Here is a 26,090-nt window from a genome sequence, read left to right as displayed (position 1 = left end):
CACTGTCCGGGGATCTAATTAATATTCTTACGAAGCTTATTTTTTCAATGCTTCGGCATAGTTTGCATTTGCCTGATCCCAATTGATCACATTCCAAAACGCTGCAATGTAACTAGGACGCAAATTCTGATAATTCAAATAATATGCATGCTCCCATACATCAAGTCCGATGATTGGAGTTCCTTTCACCTCAACTACGTCCATCAGTGGATTATCCTGATTTGCAGTGGATACTACCTCAAGTGTACCTGCCGCAGTCAAAATCAGCCAAGCCCAGCCAGAACCGAATCTGGTAGCTGCTGCCTTATCAAAAACTTCTTTGAATGCTTCGAAACTGCCAAACTTATCATTGATGGCATTTGCCAAATCGCCCGTGGGTGCTCCGCCACCGTTCGGTGACATGATTTTCCAGAATAGGCTGTGGTTATAGTGGCCGCCGCCATTGTTTCTTACTGCTGTATTAGATCCTGCCAGTTGAAGCAATTCTCCAAGAGATTTGCTTTCCAGATCAGTTCCTGCGATTGCATTGTTCAGGTTTGTTACATATCCATTGTGGTGCTTGCCATGGTGGATTTCCATTGTTTTTGCATCAATGTGAGGTTCCAAAGCCGTAGTGGCGTAAGGTAAAGATGGAAGTTCGAAAGCCATTGTGTTTAAATTTTAAGGTTAAAAGATTGATTATAAAGTCATACAAATAATCTGCCTTAGCAACCAAGACTACCTGAAAAAGGTTCTCATGAAATCAATTTCCTTCTATTTTCTCAGTTTTTGGAAAAATTCCAATAAAAGCTTTTCTGATTCTAAGCCAAGACTCCCAGAAAAGACTTTTGTCTTAGGGTGTAATATCCCCGGATTGCTTTGCAAATACCCTCTTTTAGGATCAGATGCTCCATAATGAATTTCGCCGATCTGGGACCAAAAAAGTGCTCCTCCGCACATCACACAGGGCTCCAAGGTCACATATAGTCTGCAATCATTCAGGTACTTTGCTCCCATATAATTAGCTGCTGAAGTAATCGCAAGCATTTCGGCATGAGCGGTTACGTCATTGAGCTTCTCTGTCTGGTTATAGGCTTTGGCAATAATCCTATTCTTGGACACGATCACTGCGCCTACAGGAATCTCTCCTTCTTCGAAAGCTTGCTTAGCCTGCTTCATGGCTTCATTCATGAAGTACTCGTGACTGTATAGTTCTATTTCCAAAATATCTAGAAAAAATTCATGATCTCGTTTCTCACCCCATCATTGATGATAAAGGCAAGAATCAAAGATACCACCAAACCTATAAATGCTTTGGATACATCCTTTCTTGCCAGCCTGAAGGCTCTGAAGAGCCATGCATTTCTTTTCTCGGTTTTGGCATGCTTTCCAAGCGCAATGGCTATTTCCCTCCCTCCAAGCAAACCTATAAACACCCAAGTAGTACTCATAGGTACATTACTGTACATCTTGAAGTAGAACAGTATGATTGCATAGACAAAATCAACGATAGTGGCAGCACGTACATCTGTTACGCTTGTTTTCTCATTGACAATCCCCTGGATCTTATCCCCCTTCATGTAGAAAAGGAATCCCAATCCTATAAATACAAATCCTGTATAGACGGAGAATTCCAACACACTCAATTGTCTGGGAAGGAATACCGCAATATTGGCCGCATCCTGCATAATCCACACTGCCCACAGGGTTCCTGAGGTAATCCATTGTAAATAAATCCAGTAAGGTGCAGGTTTTCCTTTAAGGTAATTTTTGACAAATCGCTCCAGTACAAACCAAACTCCCATAGCAATGGAAAAAGCCAATAGGTACCCCACAAAGCTCTTAAACATGACATCTACTATGGTTCCAGCTTTATAGGTGAAGACGTTCAATAAAAGAAAAGTAGTCGAGACCGGCATCCGCAGTCTTGTCATAATAAGCAACACAATCGGAGCTGCAAGCTGTAAGAAGACAAAGCTTGTTGGCGCCCTGTCCAGTCCCGGTACGCTCAAGCGCTGATAACTCACATCACCATTGAAAGTGACCCAACTGAAGGTAACGGTCCCCACAAAAATCAACCCCATAAAGAGCCATAACCAGTACCACTTCTTGCTATAGTTAGAAGCGATAAATGTCCCGATTGTCTGGATACTGTCATTTGCAATGGCAGAATAAGCGGCCAGCGCAAATCCAAACCACATGGCAGCATAGGTGTAGGGAGTTAGTAATCCTGCGATAGAAATCAGGACACAGATGACTACCAGGAAAGACTTCTCTTTTTTGGTAAAATCAAAGAGCGAATATGCTCCTTTGGAGAGCTTATCCTGATTAATGTTTTGGTCTATTTTTTTCTTGGCCATGATTTGGCTTTTGTTCGGTCGCGCAAAATTAAAGAAGATAAACTTCTATCCATGTTATCAAATTGTTAAGTAAGTACAATTCCTCTTCTAAAAGATAGTTTTACCTTGTTTTTCGCAAAAAAATTTCAACTTTTGCCCAATATTTTATTAAAAATTTGGAGTCTCGGATTAAACCCATTACCAATTGTAAACCATAAATCCTGAGATAAACCATTCTTATTGCAGGAAAAATTCTAAATCTGTTAGATGGAGAGCTTGGAGCAGGAAAAAGACACAGTAAATAAAACGAAAAGCTATCTGATGATGCTCTTAGCGCTTCTGCTATTCATCTTCGCGATAGATCTGCTTACTGTAGCGATGAGCAATCTGAACAATGAGGTAGCGGAAAACATCCTTTTGGCCACTCGAAATCCCTTTGTCAGCCTTTTCATCGGACTGCTGATGACAGCGCTGATCCAAAGTAGCTCCACCGTGACGGCAAGTATAGTCGCTGTAGTGGCATCCGGCCATCTTACACTGGAACAAGCGGCACCCATGGTGATGGGCGCCAATATCGGCACTACGCTGACTTCTACTCTGGTCTCTCTCTCATATATCATGGACAAGAGAGAGTTCAAGAGAGCACTGTCCGCCGGGATGCTTCATGATATTTTTAATATTTCCACTGTTATTATTTTGTTGCCATTGGAAGTTTATTTTGGTTTTCTGTCAAAGATATCCATCAAAATCGCTCATTTTTTTGCACCGGACGAATCCTACTCCGCACCAATAATTTATAATAAAGTCTTTACCAGACCCATCTCAGAATGGATAGCAGCAACTATAGATATTCCGTTCCTAACGATGATTCTTTCGGTTTTCTTGGTGTTTGCCGCCATTAAGATCCTGTCCACTTCGGTCTATAAAGCATTTGTAATCAATAGTTTTCAGAATATCAGCAAGCTGATTTTCAAAAATCCCTACATGGCGTTCATCTATGGAACCTTCTTTACAGCTGCCGTCCAATCGAGCACTGTCACTACTTCTTTGGTGGTGCCGCTGGTAGCCAATAAAAAAGTGTCGGTAAAAAAGGCATTCCCTTTTATCATCGGAGCCAATATAGGAACCACAATTACAGCGGCGATTGCAGCTATTTACAAATCTGAGGCGGCCATAGCACTGGCCATTGTTCACTTCCTCTTCAATTTTATAGGTGCTCTGATCTTCCTGCCATTTCCTACATTGAGAAATATCCCCGTGCTATTGGCCATGTATATGGGTAAAAAATCAGTTAAAAGCAGATTTTTAGGCTTTGTCTATATTCTATTGACCTTCTTTATCATTCCTTTTTTGCTGATCTACTTCAGTAACGATTGAGAATTCCTCCAGGAATCCATCAATGCTTTGGCAGAACTGGTTCCTATTCTATCTGCCCCTGCTCTAATCAACTCAAGGGCGAAATCAAGTGTTTTTATCCCTCCACTTGCCTTGATACCCACCGAAGAGGACAACGTCTCCCGCATCAATAAAATGTCATCTACTTTCGCACCAACCGAGGCATACCCCGTGGATGTTTTCACAAAATCCACGCCTGCATCCTGACAGATCTGGCAAGCTTCTACGAGTTGCTCTTCATCCAGATTGGCAGTTTCAATTATAACTTTCAGGATTCTCTCTTCTTCATGACAAATCTTTGCGATTTGGGCGATTTCGACCTTTGGCCAGTTCATCCCCGAATGGTAAGCCGTCTGAGACCAAACCAAATCCAGTTCATCCGCACCTTGCCGAATAGCTTCCCTAGTTTCGAAAACCTTAGTAGCCGTGTCAGAATAGCCAAATGGAAATCCGATTACCGTAACCAATTGAACATTCTCTTCGCCTATGTCCCTTCTCACTTTTTTCAACCAAAACGGAGGCACGCATACTCCTACAAATTGCTCCTCAATGGCCTCACGGACTAAAATATCCACATCCTCACCCGTCATGGTTGCCTTCAACAGTGTGGATTCCAGAAATCGATTTAGGTTATTCATATTGATTTACAAAGTCTGACAGGTACATAAATTCAATAGTCAGATCTCCGTCACGGGCGATGGTTGCCCGTTCGAGAATACCCGAATTCTCTTCCAAAAGAGCCGGAATTACCCATTTCATAAGCTGAATTCCAAACTCCCGGCTTGCCTCCCGTGGAAGTTCACAGGGCAAATTATCGATTGCCATCACCGAAATACTCGTTTGGCTCCCAAAAGCCTGAATTTTCTCACCTGTTTGCCGGTCTACATCATACACAGGGTCAGCTATCGTGGTGGTGGTAATTGTGGTGGGAATAGGTCCACCTACATCACAGCTTACGTCTGCGATGACCGAAAGCTGGAAGTCTTCCCCTCCAATATCCTTCAATTCAAATAACCGGGGAGCTCCCCATTCCCAAAAAGCCCCCGAAATAAGCAACTCCCCTGCTTCTGCGTACTTCTGAAAGTGGCTTTCATAGCGTTCGGGGAAAGTATAGAATTCCTGTTTATCAAACCCTCCATCCAACTTCCTCCTATTGTAATCTGCAGATCCTAATTTCACATACACAGGCTCGTCAAAATACAGATGTAAGAAGTCATGTGCCGAAACCTCACGAATCTTGAGGGAGTTCAAAACCTCCATTGCCCCTTTTCCTACACGGCCTGTACCCGTAAGGATTATTTTGACCGGTGGTAGCTGCACCTTGGCCAGTTCACTGTGAAGTTCTTGAAGGTCTTCGCATTCATAGGCACGCTTAAGATCAAAAAGGGCCGTTTTCTTCCCATACGTCCAAAAAGCATTGTATGCTCCGACGATTCCTGCCCATCGCCCAAAGGCAACAACCCTCCTTCCCTCCTCATCTTTTAGCGCCTCATAATCAATGAGTTTAATCCTTTTTTCCAAGATTGTCCGTAGGAGCTTTCTATTAGTGGGTTGTTTTTTGATCGTATGGGAAAAGAATAAGTACGTCTTACCCTCCACCAACTGGCCAATAGGCACTTCTTTCACTCCGAATAACACGTCGCAATCAGAAATATCTTCCACCACTTCAATTCCTGCATCGAGATATTCCTGATCGGAAAATGAACGTAATGGGCTGGATTGGACCTGAAACTTAAGCTTACCTGCATGCTCATGCTGAATAACTTTCAGCTGATCAGGGGTGAAAGGAACTCGTTTGTCAGGAGGGTTTTTTCCTTCGCGGATTATTCCGATTTTCATAAAAATTTTAGTTACTCTGGAAATTACTATACGCAAATGAATTATGTGCTGCTAGGGCTGAGTTGGGCCGTATTCTATTCACTTCATTCTTTTCTGGCTGCAACCAAGTTAAAAAGAATTCTGCAGGGAAAATTGGGAAATGCCTATAAATGGTATAGGCTGGTTTACACCTTGATATCTATTTTCTTAATCTTAGGCATCACAATCCAAGCGCTGGTAATTCCCAAAACCGTTCTACTATCCAAAAATGTCTTTACCGATTATCTGGGCTACATGCTGGCAGGATTTGGTACTATCATCGCCACAAAATCCGGTAAGAATTATTCATTGAAGCGATTTCTGGGTCTTGCTCCTTCGGAAATACATGAGGAAACCTTAATCACCACCGGTCTTTATTCCAAAATCCGCCATCCACTATATGCCGGACTGATCCTGATTTTTCTGGGCTATTTTCTGTTTGCAGGCACGTTAAGCTCAGCCATTCACCTAGGCTGCTTACTCCTCTATTTGCCGGTTGGGATATATTTTGAGGAAAAAAATCTTATTGCGCAATTTGGCGAAGCCTATCAAAAATACAAGTCTGCCGTTCCTCCAATCATTCCAAGATTCGGGTGAAGCACATCTGACTTACAGAGATCATTTTCTAATCAAGCCTTGGAAGGCTCAGCTTATATTTCATAGAAAGCAACCTGATCGCAATAATCACTGCAATAGAAACCAACAAGTTGACGTCCCTCGAAACCTCAAAAGAATTCAGAACCAGGTAGAATATTGCTCCCGCGAGACATGCCGAAGCATAAATTTCCTTTCTGAACAAAATAGGTATTTCGTTGGTCAGGGTGTCGCGTATTACGCCGCCCATGACTGCAGAAAACATACCCATGATCGCAGCAATCTCAGGTCTTACACCTAGGCTCAAAGCCTTTTCTACTCCCAAGACAGTAAAAAAAGCTATCCCAAGTGTATCAAAAAGAAAGAATGTCTTACGGAGCTTACTAAGGAAATTCGGAAAAATAAATGCCGTCAAGATTCCCACCAAAATCGCATAGAGAAAATTCACGTCACCAATCCAAACGAGCGGATAACTGTCAAGCAAAATATCCCGGAGTGTTCCACCGCCTATAGCGGTGATAAAGCCTGTGAATCCAGCCCCAAACATATCGTGCTCACGCTCTCTGATTGCCAAAACACCGGAGATCGCAAATACAAAAGTCCCAATCAGCTCAAGTCTGTATTGTAAATCCATTCAAGAATTTATGTTTTCAATTTCTATAAACATCATATAGCCGATGTTTTTGTCTCACAAACATCCAAATTTATTTCGGTTCGCGCGACACGAACCGAGGCGAGAGTTCAAACTCTCTTTTCCATCACAAAAACTCCCATGGCACGCTGACCATGTACCAAAACAGATTTTGGATGCTCCAAAAATTTCATGCCCAATTCTTCCAATTTATCCAAATGATGCTGAGTCAGCAAAAACCTTTCGGATCTATCGGGAAGCAGGTATTTTCCTCCCCCGACTGATTGGCTTTGTTCCAAAATACCGCCAAAAGCAGTGGTCATCCGAAGCCATAAAAAACCGCCCGGCTTTAGCACACGCAGCATTTCACCGATCATCTGCCATAAATTGGCTCCATCTTCTGCGAAATGAAGCACTGCAGAGCAAATTACCGCATCAAAGGCCTCCCGATGAAAAGGGATTTCTTCCAATCCACCCACTTGAAACCGATGGGCATCATAGTTCTTGTCCAGACTCTTTGCCATATACCTACAGTACTGAATAGCCGTTTCGCTCCTATCAATTCCAAATATCTGATATCCTCCATTGATGAAATATACCGCATTTCTACCTTCTCCACAGCCTGCGTCAAGGATCTTCATGTCTGTCGAAAATCTCCCTTTCAGAATCTGATCCAGCAGGTAGATATCGATATTTCCAAGTAATTTATTCAGTTCGGAGATTTTCATTTTCCCAGTTGTCTAAGGCTTGAATAGCTTTTTCCCGACCGATTTCTATCAGCTCCTCCGCGCGGTAAAACTCCAACGTTCCCGCTTGGTTTCTTGCCACCTGCACAGTAACATCTACCTGATATTTCTCAATCAATAAAGCAGAAAACCGATCCTGAAGTAGATCAAATGAGCGCGTCATAAGACCAATCGAACTGAGTGAAGTAGGTTTTTCTATTTTCTCTTGCTCAGGAAAGTATTGCCGCATTTTATTTCTGTACTCAATCATCCAAGTTGGCATAGAAATGTATTTCTTGCCTGTGGAGTCTTTCTTAGGAGGAGTTACCAATTCCGAATCACCCCCGTTTAGCCCCACCACTACAATCATATTTTCCTCAGCCTGCTGCAAAAGTGAAAGCGGTACCGGATTCAATACTCCTCCATCTACCAATTCATAACGATGATACCGAGCCGGTTGGAAAACGGTAGGAATACTTCCGGAAGCCCGGATAGCGGCATACAAACTCCCTTCCCTAAAAACCACTTCTTTCCCGCTTATATAGTCAACAGCATTGCAGTAAAATGGAGTGCTAAGATCTTCAATTTGACAGTCTTCAATCACTTTTTTCAAGGCATTGTACACCTTATCGCCTTTGATGAATCCACGGGTAGAAAATGTGAAATCCATCAAAGAAAAGACATCCAGCCTATCCAAATGGCAAATCCAATCCTTAAATTCATCCATTTTGCCTGCCGCATACATGCCTCCGACGAGGGCTCCTGCTGAGCAGCCGGCGATTTCAGCAATATGATATCCTCTCTTCTCCAGCTCCTCGATCACTCCTACGTGCGCTAATCCCCGCGCTCCGCCGCTGCTCAAAACCAATGATACCGATTTGCCTTTCTCCATAATAGTTAGGGAATAAACAACTAAATTGAAGCCGAAAAACCCTCAACGAAAGTACACATTTATGAGCCAATTTAAACCCTTTCATCTGGCTTTCCCGATCAGGGATATTGCAGAAACCAAAGCGTTCTATGGGGAACTTCTTGGTTGTGAGATCGGAAGAAGTACCGACAAATGGATAGATTTCAACTTCTTTGGGCATCAACTTTCGGCACATGTCAAACCTGAGGAATTGACATTGGCCCACAGCAATACCGTGGATGGTAAATATGTCCCTGTTCGTCATTTTGGTGCAATATTAGCCTGGGAAGAATGGCACGAACTTGCTGATAAATTAAAAAATCATGGAATTGAGTTTGTGATTGAGCCATACATACGTTTTCAGGGCGAAGTTGGGGAGCAGGCTACTATGTTTTTCCTAGACCCCTGCGGCAATGCCTTGGAATTCAAATCCTTTCAGGATGAGACTCAGATTTTCGCCAACTAAATTAAGTCACTTTGAATACTCACTACCTAGATTCAGGAATCGGTCGAATGATCGAAATAGATGGCAAAGAATACCTCTACTTTAGCGGCACCTCTTACTTGGGCATCGCCCAGAATATGGATTTTCTGGATATTCTGGCTAATAATATATTTGAATTTGGAGCCAATCACGGCCAGAGCAGGATCAATAATATTCGGCTAAACGTGTATGATGATTTTGAGGATTCATTCGCTCTATCGGCCGGAGCATCCGCAGCCGCAGTTCTGAGTTCGGGGTATTTGGCAGGAATTGCAGCGTGGAAATCTTTGTATTCCTCTGCAGCTCAGATTTGGATCGCTCCAGATGCCCATTCAGCGATTGTCCCGGATCAGCACACTCCTTCTGTTCAATTTAATTTTATGCAATGGAAAGACTGGTGTGTAGAACAATCTGAAACGCTTTCCCCTCAGCAAATCTTGATTATAGGAAATGCTGTGGATCCATTCCTCTGTGATATCCATGATTATACCTGGGTAAAGGAGCTGGGTAAAAAACATGAAGTAAGCCTTCTAATAGATGACAGCCACGCCTTTGGTACTTTCGGAAACAGCATCTATGGTACCTATCAATCTTGGGCTGATTCTTCTATCAATTTACTTGTGACAGGCTCTCTTGGAAAAGGCTTGGGACTGCCGGCAGGAATAATTTTGGGAGAAGAATCTCAAATCGACAAAATTAAATCAACCTCTCTTTTTGGAGGTGCATCTCCCGGTTCACCTGCCCATTTACAAACTTTTTTGGAGATGGAAGATTTATATTTTAACAGAAAAAGCTGGCTGGAAGATGCCTGTGGGATTTTCGCACAAGAGACTGCCACCATTTCTCAGATCCGCGGAAGTAAATCGTTTCCCGCATTTGCCTATTCAGACCCGAGTTGGTCAAGGGAATTTGAGAAGGCCGGAATCATCACTTCTTCCTTCCCTTATCCTACGGAAGATAGCCCTGCTGTAAACAGGATTGTGATTTCAGCCTATCATGAACTGGGGGATCTAATGTATATCAACGAAATAATCCGTGGGTTGGTGTGATGAAATCGAACTTGCTTCGGGAGAGGGACGATTATAATCACATGAAAAGAAAAATATAAACAGATGACAAGGTATTTTCTCCCCATGCTATTACTGGCGGCACATCTAATATCTTGCTCCCCCGCAGATAAAGTGCCTTTTGAAGATGGGGTGGATGGCTACCCCACACTCAGGAAAGTACTCGAAGACGTAGATAAGTACCAGGTTCAGATAATCTATACCCAGATCGACCGAAACGAACACGGCAATGCCATGTTCACTGATTATACAGTAAATCTAGATGATAAGCGATATTTCTATCCCGCTTCGACTGTCAAATTACCGGTGGCAATACTAGCCTTAGAATGGCTGGAGGAGCAAAATATTGATGCTTTTACTGCGGAAACGAGCATGCTTGTTGATTCAGTACGCCCTTTTCAAGTTCGGGCTTTGGAAGACTTCTCTTCCAAAGACTCTCTTCCAAGCATAGCACACTATATCAAAAAAATCCTGTTGGTATCGGACAATGATGCCTATAACCGCTTGTACGAACTATTGGGGCAAGACTACATCACTCAAAAACTCAGGGAAAAAGGACTGGAACATACTATAATTAATCACAGGCTCAGCTTTGCGGCCAGCCCCGGGGAAAACAGAATCTCCAACCCAATCCGGTTTGTGGATTCATCCGGAAATACTATTCTGACCCTTCCCGAGCGGATTACTGAATCGATCTATTCTAATGTGGACAAGCCAATAATCGGAAAGGCATTTTATGACGGAGATTCTTTAGTGCAGCAGGGATTGGATTTCACCTTCAAGAATAAACTGGCTCTCTCCGACCTCCATGGTATAGTGGAAAGAATAATTTTCCCTATGTCATTTGTGGAGTCTTCACGCTTTGCCATCACAGAAGATCATAGGGAATTTATTTTGAAATACATGAGTATGCTTCCTGCTGAGAGTGATTTTCCTGCATATTCTAAGACCTCGTATTGGGACAAGTACTCCAAATTCTATTTAAATGGAAGTGACAAAAGTAATTTCCCTCCAAGTATTCGTATTTTCAATAAAACAGGAGAAGCTTACGGGCACTTACTCGATGCCAGCTACTATGTGGATTTTGATAAAGGAATCGAGTTTTTTGTCTCAGCTGTGATCTATGTGAATGAAAACGAAACACTCAATGATGACCGGTATGAATATGAAGAAATTGGCCTTCCTTTCTTCTCCGAATTGGGAGACTATCTCTACCAATTAGAGTCTGAGCGCAAAAAGACAGTTCCCGCAGATTTTAACAAATTTAAATTCAAGTATTAGGAAAAAATCGAACTGATTTATCCTAAGAAAGCAATCGGCTTATGAAACAGAACAACACGCCATTCTTATACCGCTCATTTTTCAATTTTTGGCTGGTCTTAATCCTTCCAGCTGGAATTATTACTGCGCTCGTGACTCATCTAATTGCTCAAGGCTCACTTAGCTCCAATTTTTTTAAGTTGCCTTCTACTTATGCGAAATTTGTACTATTTCAAGTGATATTCGGCACTTGGATGTACTATAGAGATTACAAACCGAAGTCAAAGAAATTCAGAGAAAACGCCTGATCCATTTCAGACGGTATATTCAGAACCAAAATGAAAAAACACCAATCCAAGCGTCCCGCTATTCTTAAGAAAACTCCATTTATTTATCGATCATTTATAAATTTCTGGCTGGTCGTTGTCCTCCCGGCGACATTAGCAGCCTTGACTGTTTCCAAGCTTTATTACAATAACACCATAAATTTCGAACCTCTGGCGCAACCCGCCACTTGGCTTTATCTTGCCATTCTTCAAGTATTTACCACGTTTTTTAGTTACATCTGGGTGTATAGAATTAAGTCTAAAAACTATCGGAATTAAAATTTCTACAACGTTGGAAAAATCAGAAATCCATATCTTGGGGTAAACAACAACCCAAGATGAAGAACCTCAGCTATTTTCTATTCCTTTTGGCATTCTTGCCTACAGTCACCTTTTCTCAAAACCTAGCCGAAAAGCTTGGCTACCCCGCAGACACAAAACTTCTAATTATACACGGAGATGACGTGGGTGTGTCGCATTCTCAGACCAAAGCAACTTTTGATGCGATGAAAAAAGGGCTGGTAAACTCCACCAGTATGATGGTGCCTACCGGCTGGTCTGCCGAAGTGGGGGAAATAGCAAAAGAAATGCCTGAGGCCGACATCGGAATTCATATTACTTTGACCAATGAATGGTTGAATTTCAACTGGGGACCTGAAGCAGGTAAAACTGCCGTACCGGGCTTGGCAAATGAGAAAGGACACATGTATCCTGACTGCGCCCAAGTCATTGCAAATGCCAGCCCTGAGGAGGTGGAGACAGAAATCCGTGCACAGATCAAAGCGGCAAACCAGATGGGAATCACGCCCACACACTTGGATTCTCATATGGGCTGCATCTTTTTCGGTCGCCCCGAATACTTGGCTTCCTATCTTAAGATCGCCCAAGAATTGAAAATCCCTGTCCTGATCAATCAACAAATGATAGATGGAATAGTGAAAAGCAATCCAGTGCTTTTTTCAGGAATTGATGTGGAAAAGTTCCCTGTAGTAGACAAGGTAATTATGGCTGAGTCAAAAGACTATAGTGCAGGAATGGAAGCTTTTTACACAGATGCGCTAAACAATATCCAACCGGGACTGAATGTGATTTTGATCCATTTGGCATTTGATGACGAAGAAATGAACGCAGTGACGAAGGGACACGACTCCTTCCATGCTCCCTGGAGACAGGCAGACTATGATTTCTTTACGGGTGACAAAGCCAAAGAATTAGTAGAAAAGAACAAGGTGAAGCTGGTGACTTGGAGAGAAGTAGGCAAAACGATGTAGTTTCAACACAAAATCAGTACGTCATGTCCCGCTATCCTTTAGTCTTTCTTACTCTTTTTCTAATGAATTCTGCATGTAGAGCTCCGCAATCCGAGGAGACTTTGCTTTTCGAAAGCTTGGAGAAATTGCCTTCTGTTGAGATTAAGGATGCATCCGAATTCTCCTTGGGAAATAAGAAAATCTTAATCAGCGGAAAGCAACACGCTATTACTTTGAAAACCATACAACTATTGAGTGGTTTCTCCGCTGCTGTCAAAACAGAAACTGAATTAATCTGCTTAGATTCTCCGGATAGCTTCATTGAATATCCTTTTGCTGCGAAAACACATTTTCGACTTGATGAAGAGAATTTGGAAACACACCAACTCCAAATTCTCAGCCAAAATAAACTAGGAGCCACGTTGCTTTATTACATTAAGAATGTGGGCAATTCTCCAAAAAACATCCAGTTCCAATTTCAAGCCAATACAGATCTCAAACCTAGCATATTGATGGATAGCACCTTCGGAAACAATTCAGCTGACCGGATTATTTTCGACGAAATGACTGGAATTTTCACCGCTAAAGATGATGAAAATGATTGGTTTGCAGTCTGGGGAAGTAGTGCGGACACGAGTCTGTCTCCAATTAATTCTGAGTGTACCACCCAAGTATCAGAATTGGGAGCCAGCACAGGATTTGAAGTTTTCTTGTCATTGGCCCCGCAGGAAGAGCAGGTAATACCTATTTTCATATCTGGTTCAGATCACAGTGAAATCGCTGCCATTGAGGTTTTGGCCGATCTTCGCAACGAGTTATATGCCGATTGGAATGAAAATTTTGCACTGATCGATTCTCTGACTAAAACTGCCAAGATTACAATTCCTGATCAAGAAATTCAGGATGCTTACAACTGGGGAAAGTATAAGGCTGGTTTATACCAATTTACCAACACCGGAGAACCAACAAGCACTGTAACTAACCCAGACGACCTTCATCTACTCCTCAATAAGCTGAGTAAGGGTTTTATTTTCCAAATCGACACACAGCTATTTTCGTTTGATGAAGACAAACCCAGACATATCAGTCCATCTTGGGAGTTAATACAACCTATGACCTTGCTATTGATGGGAATCCATGGGGACTCAGAAAATAGAGTGACTTACATACGCCCAAATTTTCCGGAGAATTGGAAGGAAGTTTCTGTAGATAATCTATGGATAGAGGATAATAAGCTTAGCATCACTACTAGTTCCGATAAGAGTCAACTTATCGTAGAAGTTACCCAAAGCCAAAAGAAAGCAGGTTTAAGTATTGAGTTTCCCGAAGAATTTTCAAAGGTGAAAGTACTGGGCAAAGAAGTAAGCTCAGACACCAAAGACGGCTTTCGCAGGATCTTGATGACAGGAGCCCATGTGAAGATTGAGGCTAAAAAAGAATAGAACTCTACTTAGTTTCACCAAAAACCGTGAGCATCAAGCTTCTACTCCCTCCATTTCTACGAAATTCACACAGGTAAATTCCCTGCCAAATTCCCATGGCAAGTTTTCCACCGGAAATGGGGATTTGCAGGCTTGTGTCGAAAAAACTGGCTTTAATGTGTGCCGGCATATCATCAGGACCTTCGTAAGTGTGGATAAACCGTGGATAAGATTCTGGAATTAATTCATTTACGAACGTCTGAAAGTCCTTTCTCACAGTGGGATCAGCATTTTCATTGATGGTCAATGCGGCCGAAGTATGCTGGATAAATACCTGCAAAAAGCCCGTTTTAATTTTGGCTATCTCGGGGATTGCATTTTCCACTTCATCGGTAATCAGATGATAGCCTGCGGGAAATGACGGTAAGCGAAGTTTATGTTGGAAAAATTGAGTCATCCACAAAAATACGCTTCCTTGATACATAGACAAAGCTCTCTTCCATTCATTATTGCTTGTCATGATACAGTCGCTGCCACAGTAAGGACGCCGGCAAATGACCAATGAGTTCTACTATTTAGGGCATGCTGAAAAACTCCGGTAATAGATCAAAAGCTATCATATTGAATGATTAACCCATTTTTCATACGAACGGTTTTTCAGCAAGCCCTATTTACTTCTTTTCGCCAATGGATTGTATTCCAGCGCCTTTTCCACCCAAAACTCCCAATCTTCCTCCAAATCAAACCCCTCAGGATCTACATAAACGAATCCCTTCAAGGGTTTGCCGGAGAATTCCATCGGTCGGCAGCCTGTTCGCTTCATACACAGATCTTCAGCAAATTCTCCGATACGCACCATCATTCGGTCTTTGGAAGTAAGCTTATTCCGATCCAGACCCATGCACATTTTTTCATCAACCATGAAAATCATTCCGCCCATCATGCTTTTGGTGCTGAAAGCAACTCCTCTACGCTGAAAACTTGACGCTAATCTCTCAATTAAATATTCATCATAGACCATGGTTCAATTGTCTTAGATCTTGGCAATGCTATTCTCCAGCACACCGATTTCATCAATTCCAATTCTCACCCGGTCTCCCACCTCCAGTGTAAAATCATCCGGAACAATTCCGGTTCCTGTCATCAGAAAACAACCAATTGGAAAAGTATTCGCACGGAAAAGCCAATCTGCCAATTCCTGAGGCTTACGCTTCAGCTGGGTCAGTGCAGTTTCGCCCGAAAATGCCAAAATATCATCTCTGAAAATCTCCAATCGGATAGTGGCAGTGTCTTCCAGAGCATTATCCGTAATATAAAGGCAAGGTCCGATCGCGGCACATCCTGCATAAACCTTCGCCTGAGGCAAATAGAGAGGGTTTTCTCCTTCAATGCTTCTGCTGCTCATATCATTGCCGCAGGTGTATCCCTGAATTTTTCCCGAGGGAGAAACCACCAAAGTCAATTCAGGTTCCGGCACGTCCCAAGTAGAATCCTTTCGGATATTTACGGAACTTCCCGGTGCGGAAACCCGACTTGCAGTTGCTTTGAAAAACAATTCAGGCCGGTCAGCATTGTAAACTTTATCATAGAAATCCGCTCCACCTGCATCTTGGGATTCTTCCATTCGGGCAGTCCGGCTACGAAAATAAGTCACTCCCGCGGCCCAAATTTCCTGATTTCCCATCGGTGTCAAAATTCCCTTCGCAATCAATTCATCTCCTTCTTCCGGAGAAATGGTCTTCCACGTTTTCGATTCTGTTTTCAGGTAATCTTTTAGATTTTCTTGGGCCAGCATGATATCCCAATTTATCTCAGGACCAAAAAAAGCTTGATTTTCATTCAGCAAAAGTGTGCCCGAAGGCAATTTGTAGATTTTCATAGGTTAATAGGGTTTGATTAGAAATTTAGGAAAAAGAATCGAGAGAAATATAAACACAGGAAAGACTTCTTACCAACAAATTGAAATTTGTCAAAACCACTTTTCTAATCGCCGGATTTGCGAAGCAACTTTTCCCCACTACCTTTGCTTGTAGATCATAGGGGGTGCCTTAACAAAACGGGCTGAGATCATACCCATACGACCTGATCCGGGTAATGCCGGCGAAGGGAAATGAACAAGCGTAGCAACAAACAAAATCAAATAATCGAAGCGCGACTCTTCCGGATTTTGAATTTTGTCAATGCGACAGGGTAAACAAAAACGGCAAGCTTCCCTAGAGCTTTCCCATGTTTCACTCAATCTCCCTCAAGGGAAAATTACAGATGAACAAAGTATTTCTTGGTCTGGCTTTATGCTTAGCCTCAATTTCAGCTTGGGCACAGCAAAGCCTCAGCGGTAAAGTGCTGGATGCATCATCCGGCGAAGTATTAGTGGGAGCCTCAGTATGGGCAGAAAATCAGGGAAAAGGTGGCGTCACTGACGAAAATGGTCTTTTCACCATAAATAAATTGCAGACAGGGAGGCTAGAGCTTCGAGTTTCTTATATAGGTTACAGTACCGTCAAGCAGACGTTGGAGGTGCCATTTTCCGGCGAACTTACCATACGATTGAATCCAACAGACCTGATGACGGAGGAGTTTATCGTATCCGCAACCCGGGCTTCACAGAGCACTCCCACCACTTTTCAGGAGATCAGTAAGGAATATTTGGCCAAGCGAAACTTGGGTCAGGACATGCCTCAACTCTTGAACTTCACACCATCGGTGGTGACTTTTTCCGATGCGGGGGCGGGAATCGGCTATACAGGAATGAGAATCAGGGGTTCAGATCAAAGCAGAATCAATGTGACTGTAAACGGTATTCCTATGAATGACGCCGAGTCCCATGGTGTATTCTGGGTGAATATGCCTGATTTTGCTTCCTCAGTGGATAATCTCCAAATTCAGCGCGGGGTGGGAACCTCCACAAATGGTGCGGCGACGTTTGGAGCCAGTCTTAATTTCCAGACCGATACCAGAAATGACGACGCTTATGCACAAGTGGATAATTCCGTCGGATCATTTAATTCATTCAAACATACAGTCAAAGTCGGATCGGGATTGCTGAACAACCGGTTTGCTGTAGATACAAGACTATCCAAAATCACCTCGGATGGCTATGTGGATCGGGCCAGCTCAGATTTGAGTTCGTATTTCGTCTCAGCAGGATACTTTGGAGAAAACCATGTGTTGAAACTGAATGTCTTTTCGGGTAAGGAGAAAACCTACCAAAGCTGGTATGGACTACCTGAGTCAAAACTCAAAGATGACAGAACCTTCAACTACTACACCTACGAAAACGAAACGGATAATTATCAGCAAGATCATTATCAATTGATTTATGCAGGTAAATTCGGCAGCAATTGGAAAGTAAACGGTGCACTACACTACACTTACGGACGTGGTTATTATGAGCAATACCGGGATGATGATGCTTTTGCCAACTACAACCTGCCCGATGTCATCATCGGAGATTCGACGATCAGCAGCACGGATATTATCCGTAGGCGATGGCTGGATAATGACTTCTATGGTGCCGTCGCGTCCATTAACTATATCTCCGACAATGGAAAATGGGATGTAGTTCTAGGTGGTGGAGCCAACCGCTACGATGGGGATCACTTTGGAGAAATAATATGGGCCAGAATCGCCGGAGATACCGACATCCGGGACCGCTACTACGATAACAATGCGGTCAAAGATGACCAAAATATCTATCTCAAAGCTACTCATGAAGTTTCTGCCGGTTTGAATCTCTTTGGAGACCTACAGGTAAGAGGGATAGATTATTCATTTATAGGTGTAAATGACGATGGAAGAATCGTGGATGGAGAAGAGAAGTACACCTTTTTCAATCCTAAGTTCGGGCTGAGCTATGAGAAAAATGGCAAAATCTGGTATGCAAGCTATGCTGTAGCAAACCGTGAACCCACACGATCAGATTTCACTGATAATCCGATCACAGAAGTACCCAGACCCGAACAGCTCAAAAATGTAGAAGCAGGTATACGCTCACAAACCGGCAGGTTCAATTACAATGCAAATTTCTATTACATGGACTATAAGGATCAGCTGATCCTTACCGGGCAGATCAACAATGTAGGTGCCTATATCCGGGAAAATGTACCTAATTCTTACCGTGCAGGAATAGAATTGGATGGTGCTTATAGACTTTCAAAGAGGTGGACTATTGGTGCTAATTTGGCTTTAAGCCAAAATAAGATCAAGGAGTTTACTGAGTACATAGATGATTACAGCGCGGATGAGTTCACCCAGGAAGAGATTTCTTATTTGGACACAGACATCGCCTTTTCCCCAAATGTGGTTTCCTCGGCAATGATCGAATTTAAACCGGTGAAAAATTTATCCTTGAACTGGATGAGCAAGTATGTAGGCAGGCAGTTTCTGGACAATACAGGAAATGACACCCGAGCATTAGATGCTTTCTTGACGAACGACATCCGCATCAGCTATTCTGTGCAGCCACGGTTCTTCAAAAGCATGGAGTTAAATCTTCTGGTAAACAATATCTTCAATGAAATGTACGAGCCAAACGGCTATACATTCAGCTATTTCGTACCCGGTGAAAGTCAAAAGGAATTGGTGACAGAGAATTACTACTACCCAATGGCCGGCACCAACTTTATGTTGGGTTTGAGCCTGAAGTTCTAGAAGTAAACAACCAAAAAGAAGTACGGACTCACTCAGAATCGTTCTGAGGAGATCTGTGCTTTATTTTTTATTTAGGTCAATACACTGTTAAGGCTCGGATCTATTGAATAGATCCGAGAAGAGGCAAGTTTCAATTCATTTTGATATAAAATCCCAGCAAATCTGCGGCATTTTTCTGCAAAAATCTGCGGGAAAACAAACCCCTACTGAACCAAAATAATTCTATCACAGAAATTCCAATTTTCAAATCCCAAACCCCATCTTTATTTTCTCCAAAGCTATAACGGCATCTTTCTCTTTGCTATAATCCAGCACTAAAAACTTTTTGTTATTTACGAGCAAAACAACTTTGTAACGGGTGATTATACCATTGAGTGTAGGAGTAATTCCATTTGGAATATATGAACTGCGAAAGCTATGGTGAATCAATTCCACATGCCCTACTTGCGGTAGTACTTTCCATTCACCAAAACTGAACCACAGGATATTTTTGTATTCTTTGAATTGATTGTTTCGAAAATCAATGAGAGTTCCTGACTTGATAGAGGCAAAAATAAACCCAATGAACAATGCTCCCCCTGCTACTAAAGCAATCTTCAGAGGATCAGTATCTAACTCAACAAAAAATGCCACAAGAATCACTAACAGGCCAGAAGCTAAAAATATCTGACCAAGTATTCTGGGCCCCTTAGTCTCATCATTTTGATTCTTATGATTGAAGTACTTCAATTGAATTCTGAATTAGATATCTGCCCAATAACGCAAACTATCCTTTATTTACATAATATTTCTGCCCTTAGCACTATCTCTCTATCCACCAGCGTGCGATCTGCCCAGCTTCCGCTATAGGCGATATCCCAATCAAAGCGATCAAATTCGAGGTTTGTTGTGAAATGGTTCATGCCTAATTTTTTCACCTCAAAAGAGATAGAATTCGTAATCCCTTTGATAGTGAGAGAACCTGTCAATAGAATTTTATTGCCCGGATCCAACTGAACACTCCGAATACTAAGGTGAGACAGCGGATAGTTTTCCACATCAAAAAAGTCTGGGCCTTTAAGATGATTTGTCAGGTTTTTAATGGGAATGGGATCACTTTCCGGGATATCTGTGACACTTATTCTGTGCATGTTTACATCGATTTCTCCTCCAAGAATTCTATTATTCTCAATTAGTAAAAACCCACCCAGAATTTCAATTTCCCCTTCATGTTTACCCAGTCCCCTCATTTTAGTCCCTTTCCAGAAAATTTTTGAACGGGTAAGGTCAATTTCTAAAGTATCTTCTGCATTGAACCAGGTTGGTTCAAGAATCTCCTCTGCGTCAATTGGGAAATTTTGAATTCTTCGGTCTGGATATCCCAAATAGATGAAAATCAACAATGCCAAATAATATCCCATCTTATTACTCATAGTCCGGGATGTTTTGACCTAGGATAATATCCCTACGAATCGTGAGCATATCATGGGTCTGGCTTGGTTTCATTATTCCCGAACCACCCCTGTCTTCTAGGTTTTCTCTCTTCTCTTTGGTTAGAAGCGGATCATCTTCAAACATAAAATCGTCAAGATAATACGCAGTTTTTCCCGGTTCTTTAATTGTGATATGGATATGCTCAGGCTCATCTCTACTTGGATATGCTGCCGGTCTGAACGTATAAAAAGTGTACGTTCCTCCAGCATCCGTTTTCACCCAACCTCGAATAACACCATGACGCTTTGCCCAACCTTTTTCATTTCCGTAGGTTTGATATTCTCCTTCCCTGTTGGTGTGATAGATATAGATAATCACATTCGCAGCAGGCGTTTTTCCGTCTTTATGAAATACGCTGCCACTAATTTCCAATTTCGGCTTATTCTCAAAAAAATGAGGAAGGGTATCTACATGACTAAGCTTCTTATCTCCAAACTCAAAAATAGCTTCGCATCCTTCACAGCCTCCGCCGACGAATCGGTCACTTTTAGAAGAATTTGTCTGGCTTTGACAAGCAAAGCTAACTTGCAGGAATACCATTAGAATGGCAGTAGTAAGATTTTTCATATTTTTACTTTTTCCAAAAGTTTAGAAAAAGTCGCCTCCCTAAAAAATCTAATCATCCAAGCAGAGGAGAAATTACCTCAAGACGATTGATGTGAAGTAAATCTTTGCCTGAAGTTTTCGACATAATTTCTGCTCAACCGAAGCTCCTGCTCGTTGGATAGCCGAATATCATAGTCACCGTTTAGTCGTGATTTATAGGAAACGACTTTATTGAGATTAATGATTGTGGATTTGTGAACCCTTACAAATTTCTCCGGTGGCAGCTGCTCTAAAATTGACTTAAGAGTAGTGGTCTGCAAATACTTCTTTTCTGAAGTATGAATGGCAACATAGGGTACTTCTGCCCTGATATAATAAATCTCTTCGGTTTTGATAACATTTTTACTCCTTCCTGAGTCCACGATTAGCTGATCCAGATAGTTGATTTTAGCCCTTTCTTCAGCTTTAAAATTCTCCTTACGCAACAGCACCAATGCAAGCACCGAATAGATCAACAGGTATTTGTATAAATCCTGTGCAATCGTATAATTAAGATTTGCCAAAAAACTAAAGGTATGGCCATAGAATAAAGCAGAAACCACATGCACCATTCCGGCAAAAAGCAGGATGTGTAAAAAGGAAGCAAGAAGGATGAAAATAATCCTTTTCGCCCACAACACATGAATTCGGGCCAGCATAGCATTCTTTGCAAATGCTCTATGGAAGATGAGAGCCACCGGTAAGATCAGAATCCAAAACATATTAAAAAGAATAGATTCCGAGGCATAAAAGGAATACGCATTGTACCGTGAATGCAAATAATCCTGAAAGATCGTCACCAGCAATACCAGAATCAGGACGACTAAGTATTTTAGTGTCGCTTTCATTCTTAGCTTCTTCTGCTGAAATATCGGGCTCATAGATCTGCCGGTTTGTTTCGTCTATAATTTAAGTTAAAGTTTCCGCAGACTGTATGTACACAGAATCCATTAACTCATACGCTAGGGCTGACTGAAAGTAAGGCAAATAACTTCCCATTTACATAGTTATTCCCTGTTCCTAGCTTCTCCTTTCGCAGCACGCCATCTTCTATGTAAAGATTTTTCGATTTTCTTTACATATGAGTAGTGCTATGTAAAGCGGCTTTACATTTGGTATGAAAAAGTCTAGGTATTTAATTTAGCGCAAATCCAAGACGCTTCCGCTACATTAAGAGAAAAGATTACGAATTGGCACAGATGATAATTGTGAAAATCAGCGGTTATCTGCGTTTTCAATCAGCGGTTATCTGCGGGAAAACACCCCCATCAATCCGGAAAAACATTCTTATTCATTCCCGGCACGATCCTCAGCGCATTTTTGTAATACAACTTCTTCAGTACCTCATCAGATAACCCCAGACCATACATCGCCCAAAATGCATGATACTTTTTGTAGTAAGGAAAATACTCATCTTCTGTCTCAAGGACACGGAAATAAGTATAAAACTCCTCCTTATTATAAGCATCCTTGCCGAACAGTACCCGATCTTGGTATTTCTCAAAGAACTCCTTGGCACGTCTCGGTTGGCGGCCAAACTCCGCGATCACGGCTCCGATGCCAAAGTTTACATTCGGATATTTCTCCAGATGGGCAGAAGCGGCATCCAGATCATTGGCCATCCAGCCCATGTGCGCATTGATAAAAGTCGTCTCAGGATGCTTCGCAAACACATCATGCTGCTCAACCATAATCTGCTCAAATGGTGCCGGATTATCCTCTCCACGTTGGCGGTTTGGATGAGTTTTCAGCTCCAGCCAGCGCTCATTGTCACCATCCATAGGCTGCCAGAATTGGGCAGGATCTGCCGAGTGGATGATCACAGGAATTCCCAATTCTCCGGCTTTGGCCCATACTGCATCCAAGTCCGGATGATTTACAGGCACCCTTCTTCCCTCAATATCAGTGACGTTCAAACCCAAGCTTTTATAAATTTTCAGTCCACTTGCACCTGCAGCTACATCCTCCTCCAATTCCTTAACTGCTATCCTTGTCCAATTCTCATCCCCAAACCCTGCAAAATTTAAATTGGTAAATACCATAAACCGTCCCGGAGCATAGGCATTGAACTCTTTCAACATGCCCTTTATGTATTCTTGCTGCGCATTGCTGTCTCCCCGACCAAAACCCCGACCGCTCAAGTTCACCAAAACCCCCATATTAAGTTCATCCATTTCTGAAATCAACTCACCAATTCTCACTTCATTGATGCCTCCCTGATGGGAATGAATATCCACAAATGGAAATTTCGCTTTGGTCACGGGATGCTCTGGGACTTTGAGTGTGGAAGGAGGATTATATTCTTCAAAACTCATGTCTTGAGCTATTGTAGAAGAACATACCATTGAAAAAAAAGAAACAATCAAAAATCGGGTGGAAATCTGCATACATTGTTTTTTAGAGTAGAATATGGATGCTTACGCAAAATTTTAAGAAAGAGTTAGCACAACTTAAAGCAAAAAATCCCGAGCCAAGGCCCGGGATTTAATTTATTGCTGTTTACTTATCTCGTTGTACCACTTTGGATCACTTGCCCAAAGAAGATTGCATTCATATAGAGCTTGTTTGTGCCAAACCAGAATGCTCTAAAATTCATATTATCCGCAAAAGCGACAACACGCCCTCTGCCTACTCCCGAAACCTGAATCACAGATCCGTTCTGGATTCCCGGCAGATTGGAAGGATGAAGGTATCCCGAAGCCAAGGGCTTATCTGTATAAACCATCGGGTTCGCATACGGATTTTCCGAAGGCTCCAAAAATAGGTTGTCATTCCTGAATGTGTGGATATCTGAATTGAGATATCCATAGCCGATCGGATGGGTCAGGTCTAGTTTCGCATTGAAAATCGCCCCTCCCGTCACTTTTGCCCCTCTTGCATTATCATAGTCTGCATAGCTTTTCTGTAATCCGGCTTCCGGAGCAGCCGCTTCCCTAAACTTGAAATCCCCAACTTCATTCTCAGCCAGAAATTGAATTGCGCCTCCTTTTGCCAATAGTGTTCCTCCACGGGAAACCCAAGACTTGAGCGTGGCCGCACCTGACTTTCCTAAACTGCCGTATCTTCCATCGGGCATTAAAACGACGTTGTACCTATCCAGCGTATTACCTCCTATTTTATCCATAGACAATAAAGTAATCGGCATTTCGTAGCGCTGATCCAGCAAATGCCAGATTTCTCCCGCCTCATAGCTGTCCACCCCGCCTTCTACGAGTAAAGCAATCTCCGGTTTATTTAAAGGTACTATATTCGGCGAACCTATATTCAAGCCACCGGTATAGCCAGTGGCCAAGCCATAGATATCCACAGTTGATTCTCTGGCTATTTCGGACAGCTTATCGAAAAAAGCCTGATCATCCAATCCGCTATCTCCTTTACTAATCACTAGGGTGCCTCTCCCGTAGATTTTACCATCTTCATTTGTGAATTCCCCTGTAGCAACTCTAACCTGAAAACCTGCATTCATCAATTTGTAAGCGGCTTTTGGAGCATAATAGTCCGTCCATTCCATAGCGTATTGATATGCGCCCACTTCACCGATAAGCTCTCCTGGAGCTAAAGCAATAGAACTTTTCGTGACTTCATTTACACTGGCCAGATTCAGAATCTGACTGTTCAGTGCCATGTAATCCACGTTGAAAGCCATGGGATAAGTCCATGCAGAAATATCATAAAACAAGCTATCGGTGAATGTGTTTCTTGTTTCAAATATTGCCTTGATCAGTCTGTATTGAGGCTGGTTTGCCGGAACGATAAAAGAAGTTTCTTTCTTAAAATCTTCACCATTCACTGTAATATTATCATTGAGGCTAAAGACTTTGATATCATGCTGTAGAATCAAATCAGCCAAATGATAGCTTCGGGCATCGTCCCCCATACTTCCAAAAATGTAGGCTTTATTTGGGTCTGCTTCCACTTCCTGCTGAATATCCCTATAGAAATCCTTCATAAATTGGTTTAATTCCTGACGCATTTCCTTAGCCGCCTGAAAAGATGAAAGATTTGCCGTGAATTGGTTTCTGATGGTAAAAGGAAAACTCAACATGCCGTTCACACTTTCTTGCAAATGTCCTCTGGAGCTGGCTTGCTCAAACAAAATCCCAATCGACCCCTGGACATCGGGATAAGTGGATCCCTTTCCGTAATAATAATCATCATAACTCTCCTGATTGAAATAAAGAGAGCCTATCTCATCAAAAGCTTTCGCATGATAGGCACCGATTTTCTTGGTCAACTCAAAGTTTTTCTCCGGGGTAAGAGGGTGCATTCTTGAAGGCACTCCCGGCTGAAAAAAGAATGTGCTGTTGGTACCCATTTCATGGAAATCCAAGTGAATATTCGGAAGCCATTCCTGAAAAACACGTACTCTGTTTCTAGACTCCGGATGCTGAACAGGCAGCCAATCTCTGTTTAAATCAAACCAGTAATGGTTTGTCCGCCCTCTTGGCCATGCTTCGCTAAATTCCAAATTATTTGGATCGCCATTCATATTATATGATTTATGCGTATTGACCCAAGAGGCGAAGCGGTTCAGTCCATCAGGATTGAGCGCCGGATCGAGGAGCAAAACCATGCTTTCCAAATCTCCTGCTATTTCCTGTGCGGCGGCAAAGTGATAGGCCGCAAGAAGAGCGGCATTTGCACCGCTTGGCTCATTTCCATGCACAGAATAGCCCATAAACATCACAATAGGCATATTTGCTATATCCACCGAGGCATTAGCATCCCTGAGCTTCATTCTTTCCCCTTTGATCTGGTCGATCTTTGCGAGATTAGCGGGAGAAGAAATCGTCAAGAGCACTTGTGGCCTTCTCTCGTACGTTCTTCCAAATTCTTCGAAAGTCACCCGGTCTGAAGCTTCCGCCACAGCTTTCATATACATCACAAGCTGGTCATGGCTTACATGCCATTCTCCCACATCATATCCCAGAACTTCCTTGGGAGTCGGAATCGATTCATCATAAGTATATCCCTTGGGCAGATAATAACTCATATCCACTTGAGCATAGCTCAGAAGTGCAAAAACGGATAAAAGCAGCGAAAGCAGGCTTTTTTTCATAGAGATCGGGGGGTTAACTTTTGGCTAAATTCCTATTTTACTTAAGTAAAAAAAGCTATTTTGGTTCAATGGTTAAAATAATTGA

General features: G+C 42.4%; 27 protein-coding genes and 1 riboswitch. Of the genes, 10 read left to right on the top strand and 17 right to left on the bottom strand.

The window, feature by feature from the left end; translation table 11 throughout:
- Positions 1–36 precede the first annotated feature (36 nt).
- The 3 genes from J2X69_RS04125 to J2X69_RS04115 form a co-directional block, all read right to left on the bottom strand.
- The gene (locus J2X69_RS04125; RefSeq protein WP_310098869.1) at positions 37–648 is read right to left on the bottom strand and encodes a superoxide dismutase; all 612 of its coding nucleotides are present in this window, start codon (positions 646–648) and stop codon (positions 37–39) included.
- A gap of 105 nt (positions 649–753) precedes the next feature.
- Complete coding sequence (locus J2X69_RS04120; RefSeq protein WP_310100080.1) at positions 754–1,197, bottom strand: nucleoside deaminase; 444 nt, start codon at positions 1,195–1,197, stop codon at positions 754–756.
- A gap of 11 nt (positions 1,198–1,208) precedes the next feature.
- Positions 1,209–2,339, bottom strand: a complete 1,131-nt coding sequence (locus tag J2X69_RS04115; RefSeq protein ID WP_310098866.1) for a hypothetical protein — start codon at positions 2,337–2,339, stop codon at positions 1,209–1,211.
- A 246-nt stretch (positions 2,340–2,585) separates the two neighbouring features.
- Between J2X69_RS04115 and J2X69_RS04110 the strand changes: the two genes are divergently transcribed.
- Positions 2,586–3,695: a Na/Pi symporter gene (locus J2X69_RS04110; RefSeq protein WP_310098862.1), complete on the top strand. Its 1,110-nt coding sequence runs from the start codon at positions 2,586–2,588 to the stop codon at positions 3,693–3,695.
- On the opposite strand, the gene deoC is transcribed toward J2X69_RS04110, so the two are convergent.
- On the bottom strand, positions 3,677–4,351 hold the full coding sequence (deoC, locus tag J2X69_RS04105) for a deoxyribose-phosphate aldolase (protein WP_310098860.1): 675 nt from the start codon (positions 4,349–4,351) through the stop codon (positions 3,677–3,679). The genes J2X69_RS04110 and deoC overlap by 19 nt on opposite strands.
- Positions 4,344–5,552, bottom strand: coding sequence for an NAD(P)-dependent oxidoreductase (locus J2X69_RS04100; RefSeq protein ID WP_310098859.1), 1,209 nt, complete (start codon positions 5,550–5,552; stop codon positions 4,344–4,346). Before J2X69_RS04100 ends, deoC begins: the two co-directional genes overlap by 8 nt.
- Before the next feature lie 36 nt (positions 5,553–5,588).
- Here J2X69_RS04100 and J2X69_RS04095 point away from each other — a divergent pair, with 36 nt between their 5' ends.
- Positions 5,589–6,167 (top strand): isoprenylcysteine carboxylmethyltransferase family protein, encoded by a 579-nt coding sequence (locus J2X69_RS04095; protein ID WP_310098856.1) that lies wholly within the window; start codon positions 5,589–5,591, stop codon positions 6,165–6,167.
- Between the two features lie 28 nt (positions 6,168–6,195).
- Here J2X69_RS04095 and J2X69_RS04090 read toward each other — a convergent pair whose 3' ends face one another.
- The 3 genes from J2X69_RS04090 to J2X69_RS04080 form a co-directional block, all read right to left on the bottom strand.
- Complete coding sequence (locus tag J2X69_RS04090) at positions 6,196–6,798, bottom strand: trimeric intracellular cation channel family protein (protein WP_310098854.1); 603 nt, start codon at positions 6,796–6,798, stop codon at positions 6,196–6,198.
- 107 nt (positions 6,799–6,905) lie between these two features.
- On the bottom strand, positions 6,906–7,523 hold the full coding sequence (locus J2X69_RS04085; RefSeq protein ID WP_310098852.1) for a class I SAM-dependent methyltransferase: 618 nt from the start codon (positions 7,521–7,523) through the stop codon (positions 6,906–6,908).
- Positions 7,501–8,412 carry a patatin-like phospholipase family protein gene (locus J2X69_RS04080; protein ID WP_310098849.1) on the bottom strand — a complete coding sequence of 304 codons (912 nt, stop codon included), beginning with the start codon at positions 8,410–8,412 and terminating at the stop codon, positions 7,501–7,503. The genes J2X69_RS04085 and J2X69_RS04080 overlap by 23 nt, the downstream gene beginning before the upstream one ends.
- 61 nt (positions 8,413–8,473) lie before the next feature.
- Between J2X69_RS04080 and J2X69_RS04075 the strand changes: the two genes are divergently transcribed.
- The 7 genes from J2X69_RS04075 (at position 8,474) to J2X69_RS04045 (ending at position 14,259) form a co-directional block, all read left to right on the top strand.
- On the top strand, positions 8,474–8,896 hold the full coding sequence (locus J2X69_RS04075; RefSeq protein WP_310098846.1) for a VOC family protein: 423 nt from the start codon (positions 8,474–8,476) through the stop codon (positions 8,894–8,896).
- Between the two features lie 11 nt (positions 8,897–8,907).
- Entirely contained in the window at positions 8,908–9,963 is a 1,056-nt protein-coding gene (locus J2X69_RS04070; protein WP_310098843.1) for an aminotransferase class I/II-fold pyridoxal phosphate-dependent enzyme, read from the top strand.
- Positions 9,964–10,026: 63 nt separating this feature from the next.
- On the top strand, positions 10,027–11,262 hold the full coding sequence (locus J2X69_RS04065) for a serine hydrolase (RefSeq protein ID WP_310098840.1): 1,236 nt from the start codon (positions 10,027–10,029) through the stop codon (positions 11,260–11,262).
- Positions 11,263–11,303: 41 nt separating this feature from the next.
- Positions 11,304–11,549, top strand: coding sequence for a hypothetical protein (locus tag J2X69_RS04060; protein ID WP_310098837.1), 246 nt, complete (start codon positions 11,304–11,306; stop codon positions 11,547–11,549).
- 30 nt (positions 11,550–11,579) lie between these two features.
- A complete protein-coding gene (locus J2X69_RS04055; protein ID WP_310098834.1) occupies positions 11,580–11,846 on the top strand; it encodes a hypothetical protein in 267 nt (88 codons plus the stop codon).
- A gap of 59 nt (positions 11,847–11,905) precedes the next feature.
- Positions 11,906–12,838: a polysaccharide deacetylase family protein gene (locus J2X69_RS04050; RefSeq protein ID WP_310098831.1), complete on the top strand. Its 933-nt coding sequence runs from the start codon at positions 11,906–11,908 to the stop codon at positions 12,836–12,838.
- 62 nt (positions 12,839–12,900) lie between these two features.
- Entirely contained in the window at positions 12,901–14,259 is a 1,359-nt protein-coding gene (locus J2X69_RS04045) for a hypothetical protein (RefSeq protein WP_310098828.1), read from the top strand.
- A 4-nt stretch (positions 14,260–14,263) separates the two neighbouring features.
- On the opposite strand, the gene J2X69_RS04040 is transcribed toward J2X69_RS04045, so the two are convergent.
- From J2X69_RS04040 to J2X69_RS04030, 3 genes are all read right to left on the bottom strand, one after another.
- Positions 14,264–14,695, bottom strand: a complete 432-nt coding sequence (locus tag J2X69_RS04040; protein ID WP_310098825.1) for a secondary thiamine-phosphate synthase enzyme YjbQ — start codon at positions 14,693–14,695, stop codon at positions 14,264–14,266.
- A gap of 210 nt (positions 14,696–14,905) precedes the next feature.
- Positions 14,906–15,259, bottom strand: a complete 354-nt coding sequence (locus tag J2X69_RS04035) for a TfoX/Sxy family protein (protein WP_310098822.1) — start codon at positions 15,257–15,259, stop codon at positions 14,906–14,908.
- Between the two features lie 12 nt (positions 15,260–15,271).
- The gene (locus J2X69_RS04030; protein WP_310098819.1) at positions 15,272–16,117 is read right to left on the bottom strand and encodes a fumarylacetoacetate hydrolase family protein; all 846 of its coding nucleotides are present in this window, start codon (positions 16,115–16,117) and stop codon (positions 15,272–15,274) included.
- A gap of 150 nt (positions 16,118–16,267) precedes the next feature.
- Positions 16,268–16,364, top strand: a riboswitch (TPP riboswitch).
- Between the two features lie 136 nt (positions 16,365–16,500).
- On the opposite strand from J2X69_RS04030, the gene J2X69_RS04025 reads away from it, so the two are divergent.
- Positions 16,501–18,888 (top strand): TonB-dependent receptor, encoded by a 2,388-nt coding sequence (locus J2X69_RS04025; RefSeq protein ID WP_310098816.1) that lies wholly within the window; start codon positions 16,501–16,503, stop codon positions 18,886–18,888.
- A gap of 243 nt (positions 18,889–19,131) precedes the next feature.
- Here the strand turns inward: J2X69_RS04025 and J2X69_RS04020 are convergent, their stop codons facing one another.
- From J2X69_RS04020 to J2X69_RS03995, 6 genes are all read right to left on the bottom strand, one after another.
- Entirely contained in the window at positions 19,132–19,617 is a 486-nt protein-coding gene (locus J2X69_RS04020) for a hypothetical protein (RefSeq protein WP_310098813.1), read from the bottom strand.
- Positions 19,618–19,661: 44 nt separating this feature from the next.
- Complete coding sequence (locus J2X69_RS04015) at positions 19,662–20,300, bottom strand: YceI family protein (protein WP_310098811.1); 639 nt, start codon at positions 20,298–20,300, stop codon at positions 19,662–19,664.
- Entirely contained in the window at positions 20,293–20,928 is a 636-nt protein-coding gene (locus J2X69_RS04010; RefSeq protein WP_310098807.1) for an intradiol ring-cleavage dioxygenase, read from the bottom strand. Before J2X69_RS04010 ends, J2X69_RS04015 begins: the two co-directional genes overlap by 8 nt.
- 77 nt (positions 20,929–21,005) lie before the next feature.
- Entirely contained in the window at positions 21,006–21,827 is an 822-nt protein-coding gene (locus J2X69_RS04005) for a LytTR family DNA-binding domain-containing protein (RefSeq protein ID WP_310098804.1), read from the bottom strand.
- Positions 21,828–22,214: 387 nt separating this feature from the next.
- Positions 22,215–23,261, bottom strand: coding sequence for an amidohydrolase family protein (locus tag J2X69_RS04000; protein ID WP_310098802.1), 1,047 nt, complete (start codon positions 23,259–23,261; stop codon positions 22,215–22,217).
- A 188-nt stretch (positions 23,262–23,449) separates the two neighbouring features.
- The gene (locus tag J2X69_RS03995) at positions 23,450–26,005 is read right to left on the bottom strand and encodes a M14 family zinc carboxypeptidase (RefSeq protein WP_310098799.1); all 2,556 of its coding nucleotides are present in this window, start codon (positions 26,003–26,005) and stop codon (positions 23,450–23,452) included.
- Positions 26,006–26,090: the final 85 nt, after the last annotated feature.

The sequence above is a fragment of the Algoriphagus sp. 4150 genome (assembly GCF_031457395.1).
Lineage (GTDB): Bacteria > Bacteroidota > Bacteroidia > Cytophagales > Cyclobacteriaceae > Algoriphagus.
This window is presented reverse-complemented; position numbering and strand designations above follow the sequence as displayed.